Raw genomic sequence first — 17622 nt, 5'->3', positions numbered from 1 at the left:
ATTAGAGACGACCTGCAAATGATGGAGCCCAACCAGAGATTGAACCGTATTTAACAACTTGACCAAATGTAGGTGCATGGATGTAACTACCGCCACCAACGTAGATTGCTACGTGGTAAACACCGCCACCTTCACCCCAGAATAGGAGGTCTCCCGGTTGTGCTTGGGAAACAGGAATCCGGGTAGTTTGTGCAGCTTGAGCAGCAGCAGTCCGGGCAAGTGACTTACCAAAGTGACCGTAAACATATTGGGTTAAGCCTGAGCAATCAAAACCTGAAAGACTTGAACCACCCCATACGTAAGGAATATTCATTTTAGTCAATGAATCAGCCATTGCTAAAACTGAGCTAGAGTTAACACTTGAAGCAGCTGGCGCAGCGCTAGTTGAAGCAGCTTGACTGCTTGCTTGGTTAGTAGTTTGACTAGCAGCTTGGTTGTTACTATTATTGTTAGCATTGTTGCTTGAGGATGATACTGAAGCAGCAGCAGCTTCTGCTTGGTTAGCAGCCTTTTCTGCATCGTCAGTACTCTTAGCAGCAGCTACTTGCTTAGCAGCTTTCTCAGCAGCCTTCTTAGCTGCTTCTGCTTTGGCCTTAGCTTCATCTTCGCTAGCCTTCTTAGCTTCTAAGTCAGTCTTTTGAACAGCTAAGTCAGCCCGGGTTTGAGCTAATTCCTTGTTTTGTTCCTTTTGCTTTTCAGCAGCAGCTTGTAAGTCGGTTTGCTTTTGAGCTAACTTTTCTTTATCAGCCTTTTGGTCTGCCAAAGTTTGGTTATTAGCACGAACCACAGTTGCCACTGTAACTGTCCGGCTAACAGCTTCTGTTACAGAATCTGAGTTAGCCACAAATTCAAGCATAGACCCTGCATCATTTAATTGGGCTGCCCGAGCTTGGTCAGCTAATTGTTCAGACCGTGCAGCGATGTTCTTCTTCAAAGTTGCAATTTCTTGAGAAGTCTTTGCTTCTTGACTTTCCAACTTAGATAAAGCAACTTGACCTTCTGAAACCTTCTTTTCTGTTTCAGCGATTTTAGCTTTAACAGCGTCTAAATCTGATTGGGTATCAGCTGAGGCACTTGTTGCTACCCCTAAAACTGTGAAAGCCGCTGCTGCCATCACAGCAACCTTTTTCAATCCTAATTTCTTCATAATTATATACTCTCCTAAAATACAATTCATTTACCGTTCAAACGGCTACGAATAATATTTTAGCATATAAATACTTTTACGCTATTACAGTAAATTTACAGTTACTGACTAAAAAAGCTTATAATCCCACTAATATTACAGTTATATTTCAATTTAGTAATATAAACGACAAAAAACACTTACAAACCCGCAGGACTTGTAAGTGTCTTACCACATTATTAATGTTTCAAATGTGTAGTATAGTGGCCTAACTTATCTTCTTCAGCCACCACTTCTTTTTCTTCTGGAAGTTTATTAACTACACTAGTATCTTCCACGGTTCTATTGCCCACAAAGGTAATCACTGAACCAATCAAGATAATTACAATCCCGATAATTGTAGTAGGCAGGATTTTTTCGTGAATTAAGATGGCAGCTAAAATCGGCGCTAACCCTGGTTTAATAAAGAAGACCAAGGAAGCGGTTGAAACGTCTGAATTTTCCATTGCCATAAAGTAAAAAGCAAAGCCCCCACCGGTCACGCAAATTCCTAGGTAAAGCAACAAAGGCAAGGAACCAATTGTAATATTAGCCAAGATAGGTAGATTTGCAAACGTCTTTAAGGCTGGAATGGCTGCTAAGCTTCGAGCAACAAATGGTAAGTGGGTTACTAATGAGAGAACTAATAGTTCAATCGTACCAGCAACAAAAGTATAAGCGGTCATAACAACTCCGTTTAAGCCAAGCTTATTTGAACCGTAGCGTGACACAATTGAATAAAAACCAAATGTTACCGCTGAAAGGAGGCCCAATACAATTCCAACTGGTTGAGAAAGGTGGGCTGGATCAATAATCACAACTAGCCCAATTAAAGAAACTACCACTGAAATAAAGCTTGCCCGACTCATGCGCTCCCGTAAAAGTAAAAAGGCAAATAATAAGGCGAATACGGGATTGCAACTAAAAAGCACTGCCACGGTTGAAGCCTTAGTAGCTGCAACGGCTAATTGAAAGAGGGTCATACTAACAATCACACAGCAAAAACCCGTCAGCCAAAAGATTTTCCAATCTGCCCTTGTTAATTTCCGGTTTAGCTTACTTAAGCTAGCTTGAGCAATTGGAAGTAAGACCAAACTCCCGATAAAAAAGCGAATTAAGTTTAACTGAATCGGATTAAAAGTCGCTCCAGCAACCTTTAAAGCAATTTCCATTGAACTAAACAGAAAAGTTGATAAGCAAATGTAAATAATGGTTTTTTTCACAAATAAAACTTCTTCCTATGTAAGATTTTGAGTTATTACCATTAAGATAGGGACAACAACCATTGTCATTAAAGTAGTTTCTGTCACCATTACTGCGGCATACTCAGCGTCAGCCCCGTACAATTTTGCTACTACCGGCGCGTTAGTCATAACCGGCATCGCCACCTGTAAAATAAAGACCTGTTTCATCAAGAGGGGCATCGGTGCCTGCATTACCAACAAGGCCATTAGTGCAGGCGCAACTAGAAAGCGTCCCCCTAAGATTAGTAAGTTATCCTTATGCAAGGTCAACCGCCCCAACCCGGCGTTAGAGACCGCAATTCCGATGAAAATCATAGATAAGGGAATTGTCAAACCACCAATATAGTGGAGGTCACTTTGAATAAAGGTCGGGATTTTGACCCTTAAAAAGACCAAAATTACCCCTAGAATATATCCTAGTAGCGGCGGCGAGAATACCTTTCTGATAACCTGCCTTAAATCTAGCCGTGCCTTTTGTCCGCGACCATCTCGTTGGATAAAGTAGGTCCCAATTGTCCAAAAAAAGGTTGTATTACACATGTAATAGACTAAGACATACGGAATGCTTTGATTCCCAAATAGCGCTTCGTTAATCGGGAGCCCGATAAAAACCGTATTTGAATTGAAAAACATTGAGGTAAATACCCCACGCCGACTCTTATCCACTCGAAAAATCCGGGCAATTGCCATCGCTAAAGCCATCAAGATTGTCATCGAGAGGGCCGGGTATTTCAATTCCGGTAGCATCTTCAATAATTCATGGGCAGTGAACTTACTAGTAACTGTATCCAACATGTAACAAGGCAGTGCCACTTGAGTTACTAATCGCGCAATCAATCCGCTAGAACGCCCGTCAAACCACTTTCTTTCAGTCAAAACGTAGCCCACAATAATCATTACTAAAATGACTAGCACTCCTGAAATACTATGGTAAAAAACCTGCATATATCTTCACTTCTTTCGTCCCTACATGTCCCCTAGTATATCATACATTAAGCCATTATTTTTAATCGTTTTGTAATGAAAACGCTCTAACTAAAAAAGATTTTTAGGCATATTAAAATAGCCTAGGAAGCAACCGCTCCTAGGCTATTTAGCTACTCTATTTCAACTAAGATTCCAAAATGATCACTAACTTGCGGACTAGTTTGCCCATCAAAAATCACCTGATACTTAGACACTTTAAAAGTATCACTGAGGTAGACGTAATCAATTCGCAGCTGTCCTTCATTATCTTGCCAACCATCAATTGCTTTCACTACCGTGTGCTCACCGTAACGTTTAGCAGCCACCTGGAAACTATCCACCAACCCTAAGTTAGCCTCCCTAATTTGTTGGTGGGCAGAACTTTCTGGGGGGTTATTGAAATCTCCCATTATTACCAGGGGCTGTTTTTGCCCCTTAAGCGCTGCTTTTGTCTTAGCCCATTCGTAATCAAACCCATTTTTGCCTGCCCACGAATAATGTCCCACCACAAAGGTGGCTTGACTAGTTTGCCCCACTAAAATTTTACGAGTCAATTTTCCAACGTAGCTGGGATTAGAAGTTACTTGCTCTGTGCTAATTAACTTTTCTTTGCTCAATAGTGCTAACCCTTCTTGGTAGGTGTCATAACCAATGTGGGTATAACTATAAGACCAGTAATAATTTAAGCCTAATTCTCGCAAGCGGCTAACTAAAAGGTAGGCAAAATTATCCTCATGAAGCGGAACTTGGTTGGCTAAGGGGCAAAAATAGTCGTCACCCTCTATTTCCTTAGAAGTAATTAATTGGTTAATTTCTTGTAAAGCAACTATATCTGGGTTTTCTTCCTTTATATAGGTCGCTATCTGCGCTAGTTTTTCCAGCGGTTGGCTCTCAATGTAGCTATGTGTATTTAAAGTCATCACTTTCATATTCAATCTTCCTTTCCCCAATATCAAAAAACAGGGACATGAACTTAAGTTATGTCCCCATCTTTATTAATTAACCTTTGGCTTGACCAATCACAGTCCCAGCAGTTTGCTTGCCAGTCTTATCTAAAGTAAATGTTACTTGGTCAACGTTAGTGAAGGCAACAATCATTGTATCTTCCTTACCCGCAGCAGCTAAGGCGGCTAGATCAACTTGAGCCAACTCTTGGCCAGCCTCTACTTGGTCTCCTTCTTTAACCATTAAAGTAAACGGCTTACCTTCCAAGGAAACAGTGTCAATTCCCATATGAACTAACACTTCCATGCCCGCGGCTGTTTCTAAGCCAATCGCATGCTTGGTTGGGAAAAGACTCTTAACTTGACCAGCAACTGGGGAAACAATCTTTCCATCCGCTGGTTTAACAGCATAACCATCACCCATCATCTTTCCTGAGAAAACAGGGTCGTTAACTTCAGTAATTGGCATTACTTCCCCATTGGCTACAGCTACTACTTCGGCTTGAGCACCCTTAGCCACTGTTTCTTTTTTAGCAGCAGCTGTATCAACTACCACATTAGGAATTTCCATTCCAGAGTCTAAAATGTCTTGAATATCTGATTTCAACACGTCGGCTTTAGGTCCATAAACAGCTTGAACACCGTTGTCTTTAGTGATAAGTCCCATTGCACCGACTGCTTTCCATTGATCTTCGCTACCAACTTTAGCTTTATCTTTTACAGTCACACGTAGACGGGTCATACATGCATCCACATCTTCAATGTTAGCTTTACCACCTAAAAGGTTGATGATGGCAAAGGCTTGATCATTACCTTCAACTGGTGCACCAGTTCCGCTAGCATTGTCACCTGTATCTAAATCGTAGTTACCGTTTCGGCCTGGAGTTGCAAAATTAAATTTCTTAATCAAGAAGTTAGCTAAGAAGTAAGTGAACACCCCAAAGAGAATTGAAACCCAAACAAAGTTGAGTAAGTCTCCACCAAGACCGGCTTTAATTGCCAGTGGTGTCCGGGTTAGCAATTCGATGTTACCAAATGAGTGAACCCGCAATGAAACCAGGTCGGCTGTTGCAAAGGCAGCCCCTTGAATGAAGGCGTAAACAACGTACAATGGCACGGCTGCAAACATGAACATAAATTCAAGTGGTTCTGTTACCCCAGTTAAGAAAACAGCTAAGGCAGCTGAGAAGAACATTGACTTGTAAAGATGCTTCTTGTCAGGGTCAACATTTTTATACATTGCAAGTGTCATCCCCATCAAAATCCCTGTGGCACCAATCATTTGTCCTACCTTGAAGCGAGCTGGGGTCCAGTGAGTTAATACATAGTGATATTGGCTCATATCGCCAGCATTCTTAAGGTTAACTAAATCAGTTGCCCAGGCTAACCATAGTGGGTCTTGCCCGAAAACATGGGTCCCTGCTTGCGGACCAGATAAGATTTCGTAAGTTCCCCCTAAGGCAGTGTAGTTAATAGGAATTGTTAACATGTGGTGCAAACCAAATGGGAGGAGCAAACGTTCTAGCGTCCCGTATAAGAACGGTGCTAAAATAGGAGCATTATCTTGTGATTCTGCAATCCATAACCCGAAGTTGTTGATACCACCTTGAATTGTTGGCCAAACGACGGCTAAAATTAAGGAACAAATTAATGACCACAAGATAACTACGAAAGGAACGAAGCGCTTACCATTAAAGAATGATAAAGCATCGGGTAATTTACGATAGTTATAATACTTGTTATAAGCCATCGCCCCAATAAAACCGGCAATGATTCCGACGAAAACCCCCATGTTTAGTGCAGGCGCTTCCAAAACGCTGGTAAAGAAACCTTTAACCATGATTTTGGTTCCAAACAAAGTATGGGTGTAAGCTTTAGGATCGTTTAGCATTTCGCTAGTAACCCCAAAAATAGAACCAGTAATCCGGTTGATTAAAATGAAGGAAATCCCAGCTGCAAAGGCACCACCAGCTTTTTCTTTAGCCCAACTACCACCGATAGCCAATGCAAAAAGAATATGTAAGTTGCCAATAATTGCCCAACCAATGTTTTCAACCACGCCACCAGTCGTAACTAAGGCTGTTACGTGTGGGTTGATTAAAGGAATCGTCTTCCCAATACTAATCATTAAACCAGCTGCTGGCATAACAGCTACGACTACCATTAAAGCTTTACCGAATTTTTGCCAAAATTCAAAGCTAAATATTTTCTTCATATTAACTCTCCTTTTTCTGTTGCACAAAATTTACGCAACCGGTTTCGTTGAATTTATTATAGCTTGTTTGCGCTTCAATGTAAACCTTTTCTTTCTAGGAAAATTTTTTCTCTAGCTTAAAAGAGTTGATTTTTCGGCTTTGATACCGCATTTCAATTTTTAAATATCCGTAAAAAAATTACCATTAGTTTTAATTTTAGGTCTACCCGTGTATAATGACTTATAGTGGATTTTTACATTTACATAAGGAGTTATTTATGAACAATAAAAACCAACGTAACTATCGGCCGAACGATATTCCCCCCCGGCGTGAACATCGCGGTCATAGTTCACAGCACGTTCTTATCAGCCCCCATCGTAAACGCAAGCGCCTGTTCACAGTTTTACTGGTGCTTGCCTTAGCCATTTTCTACGGTGGTGGCGCCTACCTCTACCACATGTTAGCCAATGCTAAAAGTGCTGTTAACGAAACCTATACTGCTACTAATATCAAAAAATCACGTAACGTTTCAAAGGTTTTAAAAGCCAAAAAGCCGATTTCAATTCTCCTCTTAGGAACCGATACCGGTGATTTAGGAAGAACTGACAAAGGGCGCACAGATACCCTTATCGTTGCTACCATTAACCCATCTACTAAGCGCGTTACCCTAACTTCTATCCCGCGGGATCTTCAAGTTAAGGTTCCTGGTTCAATCGACAGTTACGATAAAATCAACGCTGCCTATACAATCGGTGGCGTCTCAACTGCCATTAAGACAGTTCAAAATACCTTCCACATCCCGATTGACTTCTACGTGCTTGTTAACATGGGTGGGTTGACCAAGATTGTCGATGCAATTGATGGTGTGACCGTTACCCCAACATTAACCTTCTCTTACGAAGATGCACACGTAACTAAGGGTAAGAAGGTTACTCTTAACGGTAAAGAAGCCCTCTCTTATTCGCGGATGCGTTACGATGATCCCCTCGGAGATTACGGGCGGCAAAAGCGGCAACGCCAAATCATCACGGCCATCATTAAAAAGTCACTCTCAGTTTCAACCCTTTCCTCTTACAAGGAACTTCTTAATACCCTGGAAGAAAATATGAAAACCGATTTGACTTACGATGATATTATGACCATCATTTCCGAATACAAAGCTGCCGGCCAAAGCATTAAGTCCTATGCCGTTCAGGGTGAGGAAGCCATGATTGACGGTGCTTCTTATCAAGTCGCTTCTGCAGCAGTTAAGCAAAAGAATTCCGACCGCATCAGAAATGAATTAGGCCTGGAACCATCCGATGCCGAGTTCACTGGGCGCGTTGACTATGACGATAGTTACGACAGCACGTCTACCACGACTTCTACCTACGACAACACTTACAGTGATTCTTATGGTGACTCCTACGGCACTAGTAGTTATGGCTACTAGTCCATAACTAAATAACCCGCTGAATGTCCAGCTTGGACTTCAGCGGGTTATTTCTATGACTAATCAAGTCACTCTATTTAAAAATGTGTACGGTAAGAATTATTATTCCAACTAATTTTTTAGAGACTAGACCACCTTAACTCTAATTTAACTTCTTTGGCATAAAAAACTCACTACAGATTTTCTTCAAAAAATTTCTGTATTTTTGCAAAGGGAATCACTCCCACATTGTCATATAAGTCAGTATGCGTTGCCCCTTTAATTGAAAGAAACTCTTTATTAGCAGAATACGGATTATCTTTCACCATATTTTTATAAGCATCTTTGCCCATATAATAGCTATGTGCTTTATCACCGTGCATAATAAGGACTGCACTGCGAATTTCATTGCTATACTCTAAGATGGGTTGATTAATAAATGACATAGTGCCTATTATATTCCAGCCTTGATTTGAATTGAGCGACCGACTATGGTAACCACGGTCTGTCTTATAGTAAGCATAATAGTCTTTCACAAACTGGGGAGCATCCTCAGGTAACGGGTCAACTACTCCTCCTGCTCTTTCATAGTATCCCACTTGATAATCTTTTGTCCTTTGTTCGTTCCATTTCTTTTTTATTTCATACCTAGCTTCTTCGTTATTCTCAGAGTCAAAATAACCTTTGGCCGCTACCCTAGTTAGATCATACATTGTAGACACAACGGTCCCCTTGATACGTGTATCAAGCGCAGCAGCGTTAAGTGCTAGGCCACCCCAACCACAAATTCCGACAATACCTATTTTATCAGCATCGACCCCTTCATAATTACTTAAAAAATCAACTGCCGCTTGAAAATCTTCTGTATTGATATCAGGTGAGGCCATATTTCGAGGTTTGCCTCCACTTTCACCAGTGAAGGAGGGATCAAATGCCATTGTTAAAAAACCTCGTTCTGCTAGCTGCTGTGCATATAAACCTGAAGACTGTTCTTTCACAGCTCCAAAGGGACCGCTTATCGCTATCGCTGGAAGTTTTCCATTAGGATTTTTCGGTTCATACAAATCAGCTGCAAGTGTGATTCCATAACGATTAATAAACGTTACCTTCATGTGCCTTACTAGCTTGCTTTTAGGAAATACCTTATCCCATTCAGTTACTAAAGTTAATTCCTCTTTTTTCACCATATCAATCACTCCTCAACATTTTTGATAAACCTTGCTGGAGCACCGGCGACTACTGTGTTTTTCGCTACATTTTTCGTAACTACAGCGCCAGCTGCAATAACAGCTCCGTCCCCAATTTCTACGCCTTGACAAATAGTCGCATTAGCTCCAACCTACACATTCTTGCCAATTTTGATTGCTTTAGGAATAACATTTCCCCTATCTTTTACTTTTAGGTTATGATTAAGTGTGGCCATTACCACATTATGACCTATGAGCGTACCATCTCCAATTTCAATTCCACCTTGGTCTTGAAACATACAAGCAGCATTGATAAAAACATTCTTACCTAATTTGATATTTTTCCCACAATCCGTATAAAAAGGGGGGAACATCCTAAAGCTTTCATCTATTTTTCTACCAGTCAATTTTTCCATCAATACTCTAATTTCCTCACTGGTATGATATTTATTATTCAACTCCATCGTGACTTTAAGAGCCTCTTGCGATAAATAAGACATGAATTGATGTTCTTTTGAGCCTGCAATAACCTCTTTTTCAGCCGCCATAGCTTCTAAAAAATTTGCTAACTCCATCTTAACCCCTCCTTGTAAGCGTATTATATACTTCTATCTTTAAAATATAAAATACTTATAATTTATTATTAGATATTCATTTTGTCTATATCTAGACATATAATAACCTAAGGGGGAATCAATATGGAAATCAGAGTTTTAAAGCATTTTGTAGAAATGGCTAATCAACAAAACATGACCAAAGCAGCTAAAAAATTGCATCTTACACAACCAACACTTTCAAAACAATTAAAAGATTTAGAAAGTGAACTTGGTCAAAAATTATTTAACCGTTCCAACCACAGTATCAACCTTACGCCTGAAGGAAAAATCCTTTACAAAAGAGCACTGGATATTTTGGAAATTGTCCAAAAAACCAAGACTGAATTTCAAGCTATGAGCGCTTTTAATGGAGGCGATTTATATATTGGCTGCGCCGAATCTTACGGGATAACCATTATTGCTAAAGCCGTCAAAGTACTGAAACAAAAATATCCCAACATTAAGTTTCATATTTACAGCGGCAACTTCCAAACAGTAGTTGAAAGACTAAATAATGGCCTATTAGACTTTGCTGTAACCGTACAGAGCCTTGACACTTCTTCCTTTAACTCATTAAGTTTACCCTACCTAGATACTTGGGGACTTTTAATGCGGAGAGACAGTCCTTTAGCAGCTAAAAACAACGTAAGTATTGCTGATATTTCAAAATTACCTCTAATCATTTCAAGACAAGGCTTTTCTGACGAGATGCCCAATGATTTAAAAAGCATCCAAGCTCATTTGAACATCGTTGGAACATATGACTTGCTATACAATGCTAGCCTCTTTGTAAAAGAAGGTTTAGGTTATGCCCTTTGCTTTAAGCATTTAGTAAACACTAACGCGAGTGAACTTATTTTCAAAGAAATAACTCCTACTATTTCCTCACCTATGAAGATTATTTGGTCAAGGAATCAAACTTTATCTAAAACCGCTACGTTACTTTTGACAGAACTAAAAAAACTAATCTCTAGTTAAACATTTATATCAACCTAAAATAACCCGCTGAATGTCCAGTAGCTTGGACTTCAGCGGGCTATTTCTACGATTAACTTAGTCTACCTCCGCGCTATTTTTAAGCATAACATCTAATACAACAGTTGCTCATAAGGTAAATCCAGTATATCAAACACATAATACTCTGGTTCCCAACCATACTCGAGCAACAGGTCTAGCACTACCTTTAACTGCTCAGTTTGTGGCCCAGTTAAGCTAAGGTTTGCTTGCATACAGTTAAGTGCTAAGGTATTGGTAACCGAAAGCAATGACTTGTAGTAAGAGTCCGGTCCGTCAAAACTTTCCAAAAATCCAGCCAGATTAGTTACATAGATTAGTTCTAAGTCTATCACCTTTTCTGCAGGCGGATTAAATTTTTTAAAGTCGCTAATATTTCGTTTAACAGTGCTTAAGTTGGGAATTTTACTAGGATTATCAAAAGCCTTTGTGATCCGTTTTTTAGCTTCCTGATACTCATCCTCAAGTGAATTAGCGTTAAAGAACACATCAATTTGCCGACTAGCTGTAGTATTAGTCCGGTACAGCTCAACCAAAAGGTTTTCAATCTCTTTTGGTTGACTGCTGCTGATTTTCTTTCTCAAAGCCGCAATGGTAAAAGCCTTTTTCATGAAACATTCCTACCTTTTCAATGGATTTTGCTTTAGTCAAAATATATTTCTCTTTCTAACTTTGCATCTTTATTAAGCCCGCTTATAAGTTTTAGAATATGTCAAAATCTGAACGACTATGCATCCAAGAATCAGTAGCAAAACATATCCCATCATTTGAGACACATCAAGCTGATAACCAAGTATTTTGGCCTTAAATGAAAATAGATTTTTCATACTTGCTACAAACATTCCCTGGTCTATTCCACCAAGGGACTTATTAATATGACTTAATTGTCCATTAATAAGCACATTTCTCAAAATAATTGTAAGGCGAGTTCTATAATGAACTTAGCCACTTTTTGTAATTTTAATTATTCAGTTGAATAACAAACTCTGATGCATTCTTCTCAATTTCAGCGTTGTACCTTATCACTGTTTCAGCGTTAATATGGCTAACATAGAAATTAGAATCTTAATTTTTATTTATAACTGGCTAATCGGAACTTTAACGGTTCAAAATTCCAATAAATGCTTATTTTACAGGCCAATTTTTTTAAAAATCTGACTTAAAATCTCTTCTTACTGGTTTGGAGAACGTAAATTTATTAGTTGGAGCCACTCCCCAGCGTGGATTGCTATATAAAATAGCTTCAAGCCGGAAAATTTTGTTTATGGGGATGAAAGTTACTAGACTATTGTCACTTCTTAACTCACCGGTATTTTCGTCTAAATCATACTTACTAATTTCAATCAAATCCAAAAAAAGTATCCCAAAAGCCTATGTACTGCTTTTCGTCATTTAGCGTAACCCTTACCTTTTGTCCTAAAGGTGGACACTTTAACTGATTTAACTCACAAATACATCTTTTGGCAATTTTTCCTGCTTTATTGTACTGAATAAATTCCACAAACCACTTCTCCATAAAAAAATAAATCATTATAATCGCACCCTATTGTTAGGGTACGATTCACAACTAGCAAACTTTAATCGCTCTCTATCCGTTCCAGCACAGCCACTCTTGCTATGTGTTGTTTGCCTTAATCAAATACCGAAGTAATGCGATTTGTTGCTACTTTCTAGGGATGAATTTCTACAGCAATTTAACTAAGATAAGTGCTAACTCACCATATCCAAGTTCGAACAAACTCCCTATTTGCTACATTTCGTCAATTAAATCACTATCTCCAAAAACAAAATTGGTTTTACTTTCAAGGACAAAGGTGTGCAATTTTAGCTACCACCGTTCAAACAATCGGTAACCTGGTCTTCCAAGATAAATTCTTCCTGATTTAATTCCGCTAGCCGTTGTTTAATATTGACCAATAAATCTAAAAGTTCTTGCTTATGATTTGCTAGGGTAACCTTGTTAAAATAGCAAGCCTGCTCATGGGAGTTAAATTCATAACATTCATCCCAAAACTCTGAACACCGAGTATTCCATGATTTTAAGTCCGGGTCATTATCAACTAACTTAATATCTGTCATTGGTTGACCGGTAAACGGGTCCGAAGGCCAAATAGGACCGTGCATAAATTCAAACATCAATTTGATTTTCTGCATTGTGTTTCCCCTTTGATTTGTAAATTAGGCCCTAAAATCAGTACTCAGCAATTTTAGCTAGCACCCTTTATATTCAGTAGCCTAATTCTCATCTGGAGCCTGTCCATCATGAGCTAACCATTTACAATCTGTCACTTCAAAGTTAGTAAATGTCGCTTTAAAAGACGATTCTTCCGGTGAACAAGCGTAGATGCCAAATTGAATTTCATCATTAGCTTTCGCCATGTGACAAATCCGCATCTGCTTATACTTAACGCCATCTTCTGAACATTCTAAACAAAAATCATCTTCCCGACGGCTTAACCGATACCACATTTGTTTGATATTAGCATCAATCTCAGTCGTTGCCCAATCTGAGTAACCATTGTTGGTAACTACACTGCCTAGGTGCTGAAATTCTTCATTCTCATATTCAATTGATGACTTCAACCAATTTTCGGAATTTAAATACATAACTACACCACATTGATCGAAGCGGACCTTACTATCGAATTCTGTTTTTACTACAAAAGAGAAGTATTTATCTGTCGTTTTAACTTGAAGAACTGGAGCGTTGTCATTTCTAAAATGGTAATAAGTACGTTGCCATAAATCGGTGTGGGGATTGGTAGTAATTTCAATTTTATCATCTGTAATTGTGTACGCTTTGGGTTTTCTGGTCCATTGCCATTCACTTGTTTTGATTTTCATTGTTATTTCTTCCTTTTGTAATTCAAGTATGCTGTGAGTGTACAATCTTTATTTACCATTTTCTTGCAAAAAATTTTTTAGCCGATAATGCCAATAGCCCATAGAAATCGTAGTCGCGACAAAAAGAATGACAAAAAGATAGTGCAACCAAATTAACTGATGGGCCAACGAATAGTCAGTTGGCGCAATTGCGGCAATAAACAGAACTAACCACGCCGCCTGGTGCCTTTTAATGATGCGACGATACTGTTTTTCACGTTCAGTCCGCAAATCATCACTATTTACCTCAGCTCGTTCTTTCATAGCGCTTACCTACCTCTTTCAAGTAATAAAATCACATTAATTATATCACGTGGAATCCGCACTTGCTTGTAGTAACTTGATCAAAATCTACGATTTATTCTCACTAAGAACAAAACTTATTAAATTAGCTTTTCTCGCCACATATGAAAAAGTGCATCTGTCTGTGAACATTGGTCCACAAAAAGATACACATTTGGTAATTTTATAAACGACGTAATGACGCGGTTCCTGGCACCCTACTTTACTCGTTCCAGCACCGTCACACTCTCAACATGCAACGAGCGGGGTGGATTGATGTCTTTTACATTGTCGGTAGTCGGAAACACGTCATCGGCACTTTTTGCACTATCGGTAGGCGGGAACATATCGACCTAATCTTTGCAAATAATAATAGTACCTTCCATAGCATAATAATTTAATGTCACTCGGGGATATTCATTTGCGAAGTTTAAAATATACCTATGATATTCTTCAATACCACATGGATGAACTTCAAAAACTCTATAAAACTCATTTGTCTCTAATCCATTTTTTAGCTCTGCATACCCCACTATGCCATCTTCTTCGCTGCCTTTTTTCCTTATAAAAATCTTTTTAATTCTAAAATCAAAACTATATATCTCATCATTTGGTTTTACTAACAACGGTAATACTTTTATTTCATTAGGTAGCTCATTTATGTCATTCTGAACATCAATAAAAAATGATATATATTCAACAGCATGAGATTGAGCATTTTCTTTAATAACCTGCTTAAAAGTAATGTTTTGAATTCTTTGACTATTATTTAGACAATTTGGCAACTGATTCTTAACCTCAGTAAGAATAGCTTCTGCAGTTTGTTGAACATAATCATTTACTTCTTTAACCTTATCCAAAGCATTCACCATCGGATAAAGTGTACCATCATATACGAAATCTTTAATAAAGAACTCATCTTTAGAACCTAAAAGAAAGCTGGTCTTAATCGTAACAAGAATTGTCTTTATATGCTTAATGTAGTTATCAAAAGCTTGCAAATATAAAAATGTTGGATTAATTTTATTCGCATCCAATAATACCTTTAACTTTGAAAATGATGCAACAGTGCCTAGCTTTCTGTTTACTTTTCCTATTAACCGCCTATCCGTAATATCAAAGGATTCATCGCCAAACAAAGCAGCATTAATAATTTGAAACATGATGTCCATACTCATTCTAGCATAGTGAAAAAACTCTACTATGGTTTTCCTTAAAAATATACCATCATCAATAGTTAAACCTGCAATTTTTAGATCTGTACAATGCAAGTCACTTTCCTTTACTGATGCCGAACCGGTTTCAATTGCCTGTTGTAAAATCTTTGACTGTTGTGTTTTTAACGAATCCACTCTGTTTTTATGAACATTTACTAACAGTTGGTATGACAGTTCCATATAAGAGAGCATCTCTCTTAAACTATCAATATATTGCCATGTGTCATATACTTTTTGATGTGCCAATTCTTTTTGAAACTCTTTAAGATTTAAGCTCATTTTATATTTCCTCCTCTTCGCATCCATCAAATATAAATAATTGGTTAATCGGCAAGTATCTCCTTAAAAATCTTGTTATATCAATATCTCCAACAGTCACTCCACCGCAAAGTGAACCTTTGAAAATATGTACCTCACCTTTGGTATCTGTAATTTTCATTTCCCAAGTTCCTATATCGGTAGCATAGCAAGTCAATTGATCGCTATCTAGATACTGGGAGAAAAGCTCCAATATTTCCTTAACTACGGGTTTCCCAATATTAAACTGTTGCTTTCTAGAAATCTCGAACCGACCAAAACCATTTCCATATTTATATCCTGTAAACCATATTCCACCATTAGCAGATATGGTCAAATGCTGTTCTACTTCGTCATCAGGAAGTGGTTCTGGACCGAAGCATATATTATTTGAAATAATTCTTACTTTTTGTATCTGCAATTGGAACACCTCCTCCGTAACTACTTAATACTTCTTCGGAAACTTTTCTTTTCCAAGCTGCCATAGGTATTTGTCTATGTCTTTTAGGTTATAGGATTCAAGATTATAAAACTTACTGAATTCCAGCAATATTTTTTTGAATTTAACATAGTCCTTTATGTCGTGATTATTAAAACTATAAAACCCATCAACATCCCGAAAATAACGAAGAAGCCTATCTACATAACTGTCATAGATAGGGAAGTCCAGGGGTTTATGATGGCTACAATATTTTGTTGCAAAGGAATAAAAATTTTTTACCGTACCGTTATCCATATCGACTCTTGCTATTTCATTTACTAAAGTAATATCACCCGCCGCCAGTCTTTCATCAATATCTAAATCGATGATGTGCTTTGCTACTTTAAATGGTGAGAATATATTTGTACTGTAAAAGTCATTTAAGACCGATACTTTTACAAGAACATCATCTATATCTTTATTGTCAGGGTAAGTCTGGTAAAAGAGTTTGTTTAAAGCACTTTCCTGTAATGCGTAGTTTTCTAATTGCTCCCAAGCTAATAAATACCTATCCACTTCCTCACAACTTGGCCGCAATACATCAGGTCTTGCGTCTTTTGCTTTTTTGGTTCTAGGAACTTTTTCAATAACCATTTTTTCAATCTTGGGAGGCTGATTTGTCTTAGCAAATTCTATGTAGCCGCCTACACTTCCATAGGTATTGTCGATAAACTCCTTAAATATTTTGAATGTACGCATATAGCCATAAGAATTCCTTCTAGGGTTCTTGTGGGATTTTTCATTGCTGAACTTAATTTCTAATAGTTCACGTGCTTTTCTTAAAGAATTATCGTCAATAAATATATCCCAAAAATCCATGCCAATGTCATGGCGATAAGGATAAAAGGAATCACTGTAAATTACACTTTTATCTTTCAGATGTTCATAGTTATCATTTAAATATTTCTTGAACTGCTTCCTTAGTGCTTCTATGTGTGAATTGCCGATTCTATTCTTCAATTTTTCTCACCCTCAGCAAGCCTTAAAGTATAACTACTGCCTTTCTTTTCTTTAATAATCTTTCCATCTTTAGCAAGCCCATCTACCGCCTTACGTATAGTGGCTTGTGGTACCTCTGGAATTAACGGGTAAAGTTTGCGTTGAGAAATACCATTATCGTTACTAATAATATCCAATAAAATCGTATCAAGCCGACTCTCTTTCTCAAAACGAATTTTGTATGTATCATAATTTTCTGTAAGCTCTATAAGGTAATCCTTAGTGCTTTGAATGTAACTAAAACAAGGATCTTTAGAATTGTGACAGTGTTCCCACATATCATCAAAATAGATTTGACCGCCTTTACTCTTTTTATAACAGTAATTCCTAAAAGCTTCGAAAGCATCTATAGCTTTATGACATTGCTCAATATTCTTATCTATAGAATCCAGCGTACCTACTTTAGCTGTCTCAGAATATATGGCATCCTCATATTTCTGGATTGCCGATGCCCATTTTTGTGAGAAATTAAATGACAACTCTTCTTCCTTTTCTGTTCTGTGGAACTTTGGATTTATACTTTTTTTCTCATCGGCTATAGCTTTTTTCAAATCATGCTCTAATTGATCTACAGAAGTCCTACCTGTCTGCAAGATTTCTTTATTCCCGCTTATTGCTGCTTGAACTTTATCATCATACTCAGCTTTCTTCTTATTACAGCGATTACAAACTCCATCTTTCCACTTGTGACCAAACAGCCTACATATTAATGACAAAACGATCCCCCCCTCATGAATAGTT

General features: G+C 38.1%; 17 protein-coding genes and 1 pseudogene. 2 read left to right on the top strand and 16 right to left on the bottom strand.

Translation table 11 applies throughout. The annotated features are described in order from the left end of the window. Window position 1 precedes the first annotated feature (1 nt). The 5 genes from FC14_RS01355 to FC14_RS01335 form a co-directional block, all read right to left on the bottom strand. The gene (locus FC14_RS01355) at window positions 2-1147 is read right to left on the bottom strand and encodes a C40 family peptidase (RefSeq protein WP_056975908.1); all 1146 of its coding nucleotides are present in this window, start codon (window positions 1145-1147) and stop codon (window positions 2-4) included. Between the two features lie 218 nt (window positions 1148-1365). Next, a complete protein-coding gene (locus FC14_RS01350) occupies window positions 1366-2388 on the bottom strand; it encodes a DMT family transporter (protein WP_056975906.1) in 1023 nt (340 codons plus the stop codon). A 15-nt stretch (window positions 2389-2403) separates the two neighbouring features. Next, complete coding sequence (locus FC14_RS01345; protein WP_056975904.1) at window positions 2404-3354, bottom strand: AEC family transporter; 951 nt, start codon at window positions 3352-3354, stop codon at window positions 2404-2406. Between the two features lie 152 nt (window positions 3355-3506). Continuing rightward, a complete protein-coding gene (locus FC14_RS01340) occupies window positions 3507-4304 on the bottom strand; it encodes an endonuclease/exonuclease/phosphatase family protein (protein ID WP_056975902.1) in 798 nt (265 codons plus the stop codon). 70 nt (window positions 4305-4374) lie between these two features. Next, a complete protein-coding gene (locus FC14_RS01335) occupies window positions 4375-6534 on the bottom strand; it encodes a PTS transporter subunit IIBC (protein ID WP_056975900.1) in 2160 nt (719 codons plus the stop codon). A gap of 257 nt (window positions 6535-6791) precedes the next feature. Here FC14_RS01335 and FC14_RS01330 point away from each other — a divergent pair, with 257 nt between their 5' ends. Further along, window positions 6792-7946: an LCP family glycopolymer transferase gene (locus FC14_RS01330; RefSeq protein WP_056975898.1), complete on the top strand. Its 1155-nt coding sequence runs from the start codon at window positions 6792-6794 to the stop codon at window positions 7944-7946. Window positions 7947-8119: 173 nt separating this feature from the next. Here the strand turns inward: FC14_RS01330 and FC14_RS01325 are convergent, their stop codons facing one another. From FC14_RS01325 to FC14_RS01320, 3 genes and pseudogenes are all read right to left on the bottom strand, one after another. After that, the gene (locus FC14_RS01325) at window positions 8120-9112 is read right to left on the bottom strand and encodes an alpha/beta hydrolase (protein ID WP_056975897.1); all 993 of its coding nucleotides are present in this window, start codon (window positions 9110-9112) and stop codon (window positions 8120-8122) included. 5 nt (window positions 9113-9117) lie between these two features. Continuing rightward, a pseudogene (locus FC14_RS11105) lies at window positions 9118-9264 on the bottom strand (DapH/DapD/GlmU-related protein); the annotation flags it as partial. Next, window positions 9265-9687, bottom strand: a complete 423-nt coding sequence (locus tag FC14_RS01320) for an LbetaH domain-containing protein (protein WP_420890253.1) — start codon at window positions 9685-9687, stop codon at window positions 9265-9267. It abuts the pseudogene before it with no gap. Window positions 9688-9810: 123 nt separating this feature from the next. Between FC14_RS01320 and FC14_RS01315 the strand changes: the two genes are divergently transcribed. Then, window positions 9811-10686, top strand: a complete 876-nt coding sequence (locus FC14_RS01315) for a LysR family transcriptional regulator (protein ID WP_056975894.1) — start codon at window positions 9811-9813, stop codon at window positions 10684-10686. 110 nt (window positions 10687-10796) lie between these two features. Here FC14_RS01315 and FC14_RS01310 read toward each other — a convergent pair whose 3' ends face one another. The 8 genes from FC14_RS01310 to FC14_RS01265 form a co-directional block, all read right to left on the bottom strand. Continuing rightward, complete coding sequence (locus tag FC14_RS01310; protein WP_056975892.1) at window positions 10797-11333, bottom strand: hypothetical protein; 537 nt, start codon at window positions 11331-11333, stop codon at window positions 10797-10799. A 1213-nt stretch (window positions 11334-12546) separates the two neighbouring features. Further along, complete coding sequence (locus tag FC14_RS01295) at window positions 12547-12876, bottom strand: hypothetical protein (RefSeq protein WP_056975886.1); 330 nt, start codon at window positions 12874-12876, stop codon at window positions 12547-12549. A gap of 81 nt (window positions 12877-12957) precedes the next feature. Further along, window positions 12958-13566, bottom strand: coding sequence for a DUF1349 domain-containing protein (locus FC14_RS01290; RefSeq protein WP_056975884.1), 609 nt, complete (start codon window positions 13564-13566; stop codon window positions 12958-12960). A 48-nt stretch (window positions 13567-13614) separates the two neighbouring features. Continuing rightward, a complete protein-coding gene (locus FC14_RS01285; RefSeq protein WP_056975882.1) occupies window positions 13615-13869 on the bottom strand; it encodes a hypothetical protein in 255 nt (84 codons plus the stop codon). A 371-nt stretch (window positions 13870-14240) separates the two neighbouring features. Then, window positions 14241-15383, bottom strand: a complete 1143-nt coding sequence (locus FC14_RS01280; RefSeq protein ID WP_044036492.1) for a hypothetical protein — start codon at window positions 15381-15383, stop codon at window positions 14241-14243. A 1-nt stretch (window position 15384) separates the two neighbouring features. Further along, window positions 15385-15822, bottom strand: a complete 438-nt coding sequence (locus tag FC14_RS01275) for a hypothetical protein (protein ID WP_056975879.1) — start codon at window positions 15820-15822, stop codon at window positions 15385-15387. A 24-nt stretch (window positions 15823-15846) separates the two neighbouring features. After that, window positions 15847-16842 (bottom strand): hypothetical protein, encoded by a 996-nt coding sequence (locus FC14_RS10845; RefSeq protein WP_235804488.1) that lies wholly within the window; start codon window positions 16840-16842, stop codon window positions 15847-15849. Next, the gene (locus tag FC14_RS01265; RefSeq protein WP_044036489.1) at window positions 16839-17597 is read right to left on the bottom strand and encodes a hypothetical protein; all 759 of its coding nucleotides are present in this window, start codon (window positions 17595-17597) and stop codon (window positions 16839-16841) included. The genes FC14_RS10845 and FC14_RS01265 overlap by 4 nt, the downstream gene beginning before the upstream one ends. Window positions 17598-17622: the final 25 nt, after the last annotated feature.

Source organism: Ligilactobacillus agilis DSM 20509 (assembly GCF_001436215.1).
GTDB classification, from domain to species: Bacteria; Bacillota; Bacilli; order Lactobacillales; family Lactobacillaceae; genus Ligilactobacillus; species Ligilactobacillus agilis.
This window is presented reverse-complemented; position numbering and strand designations above follow the sequence as displayed.